This is a genomic window from Streptomyces sp., from assembly GCF_031178505.1.
Lineage (GTDB): Bacteria > Actinomycetota > Actinomycetes > Streptomycetales > Streptomycetaceae > Streptomyces > Streptomyces gulbargensis.
The window spans coordinates 1-6787 of the sequence record NZ_JAPSIW010000370.1 but is presented as its reverse complement, the minus strand read 5'-3'; the positions used below and the strand labels follow the sequence as shown (position 1 = coordinate 6787).

The window sequence follows — 6787 nt, the reverse complement described above, 5'->3', positions numbered from 1 at the left end:
GGCGAGGCGGTGGTCCGCGTCCAGGCCTGCGGCGTCTGCCACACCGACCTCCACTACAAGCAGGGCGGCATCGGCGGCGACTTCCCCTACCTGCTCGGCCACGAGGCCGCCGGAATCGTCGAGACCGTCGGCGAGGGCGTCACCGACGTCGCCCCCGGTGACTTCGTGATCCTCAACTGGCGGGCCGTCTGCGGACAGTGCCGGGCCTGCCTGCGCGGCCGCCCCTGGTACTGCTTCGACACCCACAACGCCCGGCAGCGGATGACGCTCGCCCGCGACACGTCCGGCCCCGCGGGCCACCCCGCGGGCACGGAGCTCACCCCCGCCCTCGGCATCGGCGCCTTCGCCGAGAAGACCCTCGTCCATGCCGGCCAGTGCACCAAGGTCGACCCTGAGATCGCCCCCGCCGCCGCCGGACTCCTCGGCTGCGGCGTCATGGCCGGCATCGGCGCCGCCCTCAACACCGGGAACGTCGGCCGAGGCGACACCGTCGCCGTCATCGGCTGCGGAGGCGTCGGGGACGCCGCCGTCGTCGGCTCCCGCCTCGCCGGCGCCGCGAAGATCATCGCCGTCGACATCGACGACCGGAAACTGGACACCGCCCGCGCCATGGGCGCCACGCACGCCGTCAACTCCCGCGACACCGACCCCGTCGAGGCCGTCCGCGAACTCACCGGCGGCTTCGGCGCCGACGTCGTCATCGAGGCGGTCGGCCGCCCCGAGACGTACGCCCAGGCCTTCTACGCCCGCGACCTCGCCGGCACCGTCGTCCTCGTCGGCGTCCCCACCCCCGACATGACGATCGAACTGCCCCTCCTCGACGTCTTCGGCCGCGGCGGCGCGCTCAAGTCCTCCTGGTACGGCGACTGCCTGCCCTCCCGCGACTTCCCCATGCTCGTCGACCTGCACCGGCAGGGCCGCATCGACCTCGGCGCCTTCGTCACCGAGACCATCGGCCTCGGCGACGTCGAGAAGGCCTTCGCCCGCATGCACGAGGGCGACGTCCTGCGCTCGGTGGTGGTGCTGTGATGGCGGCCCGCGTCGAGCACCTCGTCACCTCCGGCACCTTCAGCCTCGACGGCGGCACCTGGGAGGTCGACAACAACGTCTGGATCGTCGGCGACGACACCGAGGCGATCGTCATCGACGCGGCCCACGACGCCGGCGCCGTCCTCGCCGCCCTCGACGGCCGCGCCCTGCGTGCCATCGTCTGCACCCACGCCCACGACGACCACATCGGCGCGGCCCCCGCGCTCGCCGCCGCCACCGGCGCCCGCGTCCTGCTCCACCCGGCCGACCTGCAGCTCTGGAAGCTGACCCACCCCGACCACAGCCCCGACGGCGACCTCGCCGACGGCCAGGTCCTCACCATCGCCGGTACGGACCTCCACGTCCTGCACACGCCGGGCCACGCCCCCGGGGCGGTCAGCCTCCACGCCCCCGACCTGCGCACCGTCTTCACCGGCGACACCCTCTTCCGGGGCGGCCCCGGGGCGACGGGCCGGTCCTTCTCCGACTTCCCCACGATCATCGACTCGATCAGGTCCCGGCTCCTGACCCTTCCCCCGGAGACCGTGGTCCGCACCGGCCACGGCGAGACCACCACCATCGGCGAGGAAGCCCCTCACCTCCAGGAGTGGCAGCGTTGACTATGCGGCTCCGCCGCGTGGCCCGGGGCCACTGAGCGACAGCCGGCTGACGAACCGCAGCCGGGCCCCCGAGAACGGGTCGGTGAACTCCAGCGACCGCGCCAGCAGCCGCAGCGGCCGCGCGTGGTCCTCCGGCCCGTCCTCCCGGACCACCGGATAGACCGGATCGTCCAGGATCGGCAGCCCCAGCGCGTTCATGTGCACCCGCAGCTGATGCGTCCGCCCGGTCACCGGCACCAGCCGGTACCGGCCCAGCCCGCCCCCGTGCGCGAGCAGCTCCACCCGGCTCTCCGCGTTCGGCTCGCCCGGCACCTCCCGGGCGGCCATGACCCCACGCTCCTTCTCGATCCGGCTCCGCACCGTCACCGGCAGCTCCACCGCCGGGTCGTACGGCGCCACCGCCTCGTACTCCTTGCGCACGGCCCGGTCCCGGAAGAGCGTCTGGTACGCCCCCCGGTCCTCCGGCCGTACGACGAACAGCACCAGCCCCGCCGTCAGCCGGTCCAGCCGGTGCGCCGGCTGCAGCGCGGGCAGCCCCAGCTCCCGCCGCAGCCGCGCGAGCGCCGTCTCCGTCACATGCCGGCCCCGGGGCATCGTCGCCAGGAAGTGCGGCTTGTCCGCCACCACGATCCGCTCGTCCCGGTGGACCACCCCCACCTCGAACGGCACCCGCTCCTCGGCCGGGAAGTCCCGGTGGAACCAGAGGTACGTCCCCGCCGCGTACGGCTCGTCCCCGCGCACCGGCCCGCCGACCCCGACGAACCGGCCCTCCCGCAGCATCTCCTCCACCCGCCCGGAGCCCACGGCCCCGGCGTACCGCGCCACGAGATGGTCCCCGACGGTCGCCCACACCCCCTCGGGATCCTCGGGCAGCCGCACCCGCACCGCGTCGACCCCCTCCCGCTGGGGCAGGGGAGAGGCGGGAGCCTTCGTTCCGCGTCTCACGGGTCCTCCCGTCGTACCCAGGGCCGCAACCGGGCCACAACGAGAAGGACCCCACAAGATGTGGGGTCCTTCGCTGGTGTCCGAGGGGGGACTTGAACCCCCACGCCCGATAAAGGGCACTAGCACCTCAAGCTAGCGCGTCTGCCATTCCGCCACCCGGACAGGTGTTGTCGTCTTCCGGGCCGCTCGGCCCTTCCGACGAGGAAAACCATAGCAAACATTCGGGGTGGTCGATCACCACCCCCTGGTCAGCGGCCCGCGCACCCCCCGGGCGCGCCGGGCGCCGCCCGGGATGTGACGGCCGCATGTCGGACGGTGGGCGCCCTTGGGCCCGGCGGGGCGGCGCGGGAGGATGGAGGTGATCAGCAGCCATCACCTGGGGCACGTAGTGGGAGGAAGCAGCGTGAGCGAGTCGAGCACCGCCCGGGGCATCACCGGCGAGGACGAGGTCGTCGACCTCTGCCGGGATCTCATCCGCATCGACACCAGCAACTACGGCGACCACTCCGGACCGGGGGAGCGGGCGGCGGCCGAGTACGTGGCGGAGAAGCTCGCCGAGGTCGGCCTCGAGCCGAAGATCATCGAGTCGCACAAGGGGCGGGCCTCCACCGTCGCCCGGATCGAGGGCGAGGACCCCTCGCGGCCCGCCCTGCTCATCCACGGTCACACCGATGTCGTCCCGGCGAACGCCGAGGACTGGACCCATCACCCGTTCTCCGGCGAGGTCGCCGACGGCTGCGTCTGGGGCCGGGGCGCGGTCGACATGAAGGACATGGACGCGATGACCCTGGCGGTCGTCCGCGACCGGCTGCGCAGCGGCCGCAAGCCCCCGCGCGACATCGTCCTCGCCTTCCTCGCCGACGAGGAGGCCGGCGGCACCTACGGCGCCCGGCACCTGGTCGACCGGCACCGCGACCTCTTCGACGGGGTCACCGAGGCCATCGGCGAGGTCGGCGGCTTCTCCTTCACCGTCAACGAGAACCTGCGGCTCTACCTGGTCGAGACGGCCCAGAAGGGCATGCACTGGATGCGGCTGACCGTCGAGGGGACCGCGGGCCACGGGTCCATGACCAACGACGACAACGCCATCACGGAGCTGTGCGAGGCCGTCGGCCGGCTCGGCCGCCACCAGTGGCCGGTGCGCGTGACCAAGACCGTACGGAGCTTCCTGGACGAGCTGTCGGACGCGCTCGGCACCCCGCTGGACCCCGAGGACATGGACGGCACCCTCGCCAAGCTGGGCGGCATCGCCAAGATGGTGGGGGCCACCCTCCGCAACTCCGCCGCCCCCACCATGCTGGGCGCCGGCTACAAGGTGAACGTGATCCCCGGCCAGGCCACCGCCCATGTCGACGGGCGGTTCCTGCCCGGGTACGAGGAGGAGTTCCTCGCCGACCTCGACCGGATCCTCGGCCCGCGCGTGAAGCGCGAGGACGTGCACGGCGACAAGGCCCTGGAGACCAGCTTCGACGGCGCCCTGGTCGACGCCATGCAGCTCGCCCTGCGTGCCGAGGACCCGATCGCCCGCGCCGTGCCGTACATGCTGTCCGGCGGCACCGACGCCAAGTCCTTCGACGACCTCGGCATCCGCTGCTTCGGTTTCGCCCCGCTCCAGCTGCCGCCCGAGCTCGACTTCGCGGGCATGTTCCACGGCGTGGACGAGCGTGTCCCGGTGGACGGTCTGAAGTTCGGCGTCCGCGTCCTGGACCGTTTCATCGACGCCTGCTGAATTCGACCGCCTGTATGAGTCTCACCGGAAAGAGTGAATGCACATGGGGGCCGTAGCCCCCACCATTCCCCCTCGTTACAGGTGATGCGGTCCGCGGCTGGGACCGCATTGCCAACTAGGAGGAATAATGATCAAGAAGGTCGTCGCTGCTGCGGCTGCCACCGGCGGTCTCGTTCTCGCGGGCGCGGGCATGGCCGTTGCCGACGCGGGTGCCCAGGGGGCGGCCCTCGCTTCCCCCGGCATCATCTCGGGCAACGTCGTCCAGGTTCCGATCCACATCCCCGTGAACGTGTGCGGCAACACGGTCAACATCGTCGGCCTGCTGAACCCCGCCTTCGGCAACGTCTGCGTCAACTCCTGACGTTGAGTCCCGCCCCGTGAGGGCGTGAGCCGGTCCGGCCCCGGAGTGCGCGCCATGCACTCCGGGGCCGGTGCCCATTCCGCCCCGGGCACCGGCCCGGTGGCGTTCTTCCGAAGCCGAAAAGGCAGGACAACCAGCTATGCGACAGGTCACGCGCAAGGGCCTCATCACCGTTGCGGCCGCGGGCGGGGTATTCGCCCTCGCCGGCGGTCATGCGCACGCCGATTCCGGTGCGAACGGCGCGGCGACGAATTCCCCCGGCATCGCGTCCGGGAACACCGTCCAGGTGCCGGTCCACATTCCCGTGAACGTGTGCGGGAACACCGTCAACGTCATCGGACTCCTGAATCCGGCGATGGGCAACACCTGCGCCAATGTGTCGGACTCCGGTTACGGCTCCGACAAGCCGGGCGGCTCCTCGGCCGACGGGCACGCGAGCGGCTCGCCCGGCGTGGTCTCCGGCAACGTCGTCCAGGTCCCCGTGGACGTCCCGGTGAACGTGTGCGGCAACAACGTCACGGGCGTCGGCCTCGGCAACGCCGCCGCGGGCAACAACTGCGCCAACGGCGTCGAGCCGACCACCCCGGGCCATCCCGGAAACCCGGGGAATCCCGGAAACCCGGGCAATCCGGGCAATCCGGGGAACCCCGGAAACCCGGGTAACCCCGGTAACCCCGGTAACCCCGGAAACCCGGGCAACCCCGGCACGCCCACCACGCCGGAGACCCCGACCACCCCGGGCACGCCCGGGACGCCCGGCGGCCCCGGCGACGACGGCGGCTCCAACAACCCCGGCCCGCACGGTGTCACCCCGCCGCGCGGCACCGAGGAGCTCGCCGAGACCGGCGCGGGGACGCTCGGCGTCGCCGTTCCCGCCGGCGTGGGCCTGCTGCTCGCGGGCTCGCTGATCTACCGCCGCGCCCGCCGCGCCGCCTGACGGCCGCACCCGGCAGCACGCGAAGGGGCCCCGCACACCGCGGGGCCCCTTCTCGTACCGCTACCAGGTCGCCCGGAGCTGTCGGATGATCCGGCGCTTCAGCCGCACCCTGCGGCTGCCGTCCCGGTGCAGGCTCAGGCGGTCCAACTCCCAGTGTCCGTACTCGGCATGGTCGGTCAGAAGCCGCGTGGCCTCCTTGCGGGAGACGCCGCGCGGCACGTACACGTCGACAAATTCGTATTCCGGCATCGCATCTATTGTGCGGGCACCGGCCCGGTACGGATAGCGTCTGTCCCATGTCTGATGCTGCGCAGCCCACCGCTGCCGAGGTACGTGCCGCCGCCGAGGCGGTCAAAGCCGCACTGGACCGTCACCTCGCGGCGGTCGAACGCCGCACGGGAGACGACGACCCGGCCGTCTACGAGGCCTTCAACGTCCTCGCCACCGCCGCCGAGGCCTACGACGAACTCCTCTACGAACGCTATGACGAAGTCACCCCCTTCGAGATCCCGGGAGCCGACGACAGCCTCCCGCCGTACGCCGGACCTGACGAACCTCGCGCGCTCAGCCTCCTGATCCGGCGCGACTACGCCGTGGTGGAACCGCAGCGCCTGCTCGCCCAGGCCCGCCGGATCACCGACCTCGACCCCGACGAGGACGAGGACGGCCCGACGGGCACGGCCGCCGCCCTCGGTGTGGTCTTCGGTGAGTACGAGGCGGACGAGATCGCGTCCCGCCACAAGGAGTTCGGCCTGGAGGAGGGCGACTCCACGCTCTGGCTCACCGCGGCCGACGACCTCCCCGACCCGGGGGAGTGGCTGGCCGCACCCTTCGAGCAGGCCGACCCCGAGCGGATCCTCTACCGCTTCGACGTCAGCTCCGTCTTCGACGAGGACGACTTCGGGGACGCGGACGAGGAGGAGGGCACCGCGCGCCCCCGCACACCGGGGTCCGCTTCGGCCTAGGCCGTGTCTTTTGGATCAGGCCGGATCGGGGAGCGGCGTCTGGCGCCGTGCATCGCAAGGCGGAGGAGGGAGTCCATGCGATGGGGGCACCTCCCGGGCGAAGCCCGGGGGACATCGGCGACCGACGACAACGCTGGGGGCACCTCCCGTGCCCGAAGGGCCACGGGGGAGAGGCGCGGTGCCAGGCGCCGCGAGCCCGGC

General features: G+C 72.4%; 8 protein-coding genes and 1 tRNA gene. 6 read left to right on the top strand and 3 right to left on the bottom strand.

Features of this window, described 5'->3' with window-relative positions:
• Both RIF68_RS22310 and RIF68_RS22305 read left to right on the top strand, forming a co-directional pair.
• The coding region (locus RIF68_RS22310) for an S-(hydroxymethyl)mycothiol dehydrogenase (RefSeq protein ID WP_309053061.1) at nucleotides 1–1029 on the top strand (1029 nt) is incomplete at its 5' end.
• Nucleotides 1029–1649 carry an MBL fold metallo-hydrolase gene (locus RIF68_RS22305; RefSeq protein ID WP_309053060.1) on the top strand — a complete coding sequence of 207 codons (621 nt, stop codon included), beginning with the start codon at nucleotides 1029–1031 and terminating at the stop codon, nucleotides 1647–1649. The genes RIF68_RS22310 and RIF68_RS22305, both read left to right, overlap by 1 nt.
• On the opposite strand, the gene RIF68_RS22300 is transcribed toward RIF68_RS22305, so the two are convergent.
• A complete protein-coding gene (locus RIF68_RS22300; protein WP_309053059.1) occupies nucleotides 1650–2594 on the bottom strand; it encodes a pseudouridine synthase in 945 nt (314 codons plus the stop codon). It lies immediately after the preceding gene.
• A 74-nt stretch (nucleotides 2595–2668) separates the two neighbouring features.
• Nucleotides 2669–2756, bottom strand: a tRNA-Leu gene (locus RIF68_RS22295).
• Between the two features lie 241 nt (nucleotides 2757–2997).
• On the opposite strand from RIF68_RS22295, the gene RIF68_RS22290 reads away from it, so the two are divergent.
• The 3 genes from RIF68_RS22290 (at nucleotide 2998) to RIF68_RS22280 (ending at nucleotide 5621) form a co-directional block, all read left to right on the top strand.
• Nucleotides 2998–4323, top strand: a complete 1326-nt coding sequence (locus RIF68_RS22290; RefSeq protein WP_309053058.1) for a M20/M25/M40 family metallo-hydrolase — start codon at nucleotides 2998–3000, stop codon at nucleotides 4321–4323.
• 127 nt (nucleotides 4324–4450) lie between these two features.
• Complete coding sequence (locus RIF68_RS22285; protein ID WP_309053057.1) at nucleotides 4451–4684, top strand: chaplin; 234 nt, start codon at nucleotides 4451–4453, stop codon at nucleotides 4682–4684.
• Nucleotides 4685–4823: 139 nt separating this feature from the next.
• A complete protein-coding gene (locus RIF68_RS22280) occupies nucleotides 4824–5621 on the top strand; it encodes a chaplin (protein WP_309053056.1) in 798 nt (265 codons plus the stop codon).
• A 60-nt stretch (nucleotides 5622–5681) separates the two neighbouring features.
• Here RIF68_RS22280 and RIF68_RS22275 read toward each other — a convergent pair whose 3' ends face one another.
• On the bottom strand, nucleotides 5682–5870 hold the full coding sequence (locus tag RIF68_RS22275; protein WP_189833297.1) for a DUF5703 family protein: 189 nt from the start codon (nucleotides 5868–5870) through the stop codon (nucleotides 5682–5684).
• Nucleotides 5871–5917: 47 nt separating this feature from the next.
• Between RIF68_RS22275 and RIF68_RS22270 the strand changes: the two genes are divergently transcribed.
• Nucleotides 5918–6586 (top strand): hypothetical protein, encoded by a 669-nt coding sequence (locus RIF68_RS22270; RefSeq protein ID WP_309053055.1) that lies wholly within the window; start codon nucleotides 5918–5920, stop codon nucleotides 6584–6586.
• Nucleotides 6587–6787 lie beyond the last annotated feature (201 nt).

What these genes read in the sequence shown, in the direction of transcription:
- RIF68_RS22305 (WP_309053060.1), top strand. Translation starts at nt 1,029, where the DNA reads ATGGCGGCCCGCGTCGAGCACCTCGTCACCTCCGGCACCTTCAGCCTC.
- RIF68_RS22285 (WP_309053057.1), top strand. Translation starts at nt 4,451, where the DNA reads ATGATCAAGAAGGTCGTCGCTGCTGCGGCTGCCACCGGCGGTCTCGTT.
- RIF68_RS22280 (WP_309053056.1), top strand. Translation starts at nt 4,824, where the DNA reads ATGCGACAGGTCACGCGCAAGGGCCTCATCACCGTTGCGGCCGCGGGC.
- RIF68_RS22275 (WP_189833297.1), bottom strand. Translation starts at nt 5,870, where the DNA reads ATGCCGGAATACGAATTTGTCGACGTGTACGTGCCGCGCGGCGTCTCC.
- RIF68_RS22270 (WP_309053055.1), top strand. Translation starts at nt 5,918, where the DNA reads ATGTCTGATGCTGCGCAGCCCACCGCTGCCGAGGTACGTGCCGCCGCC.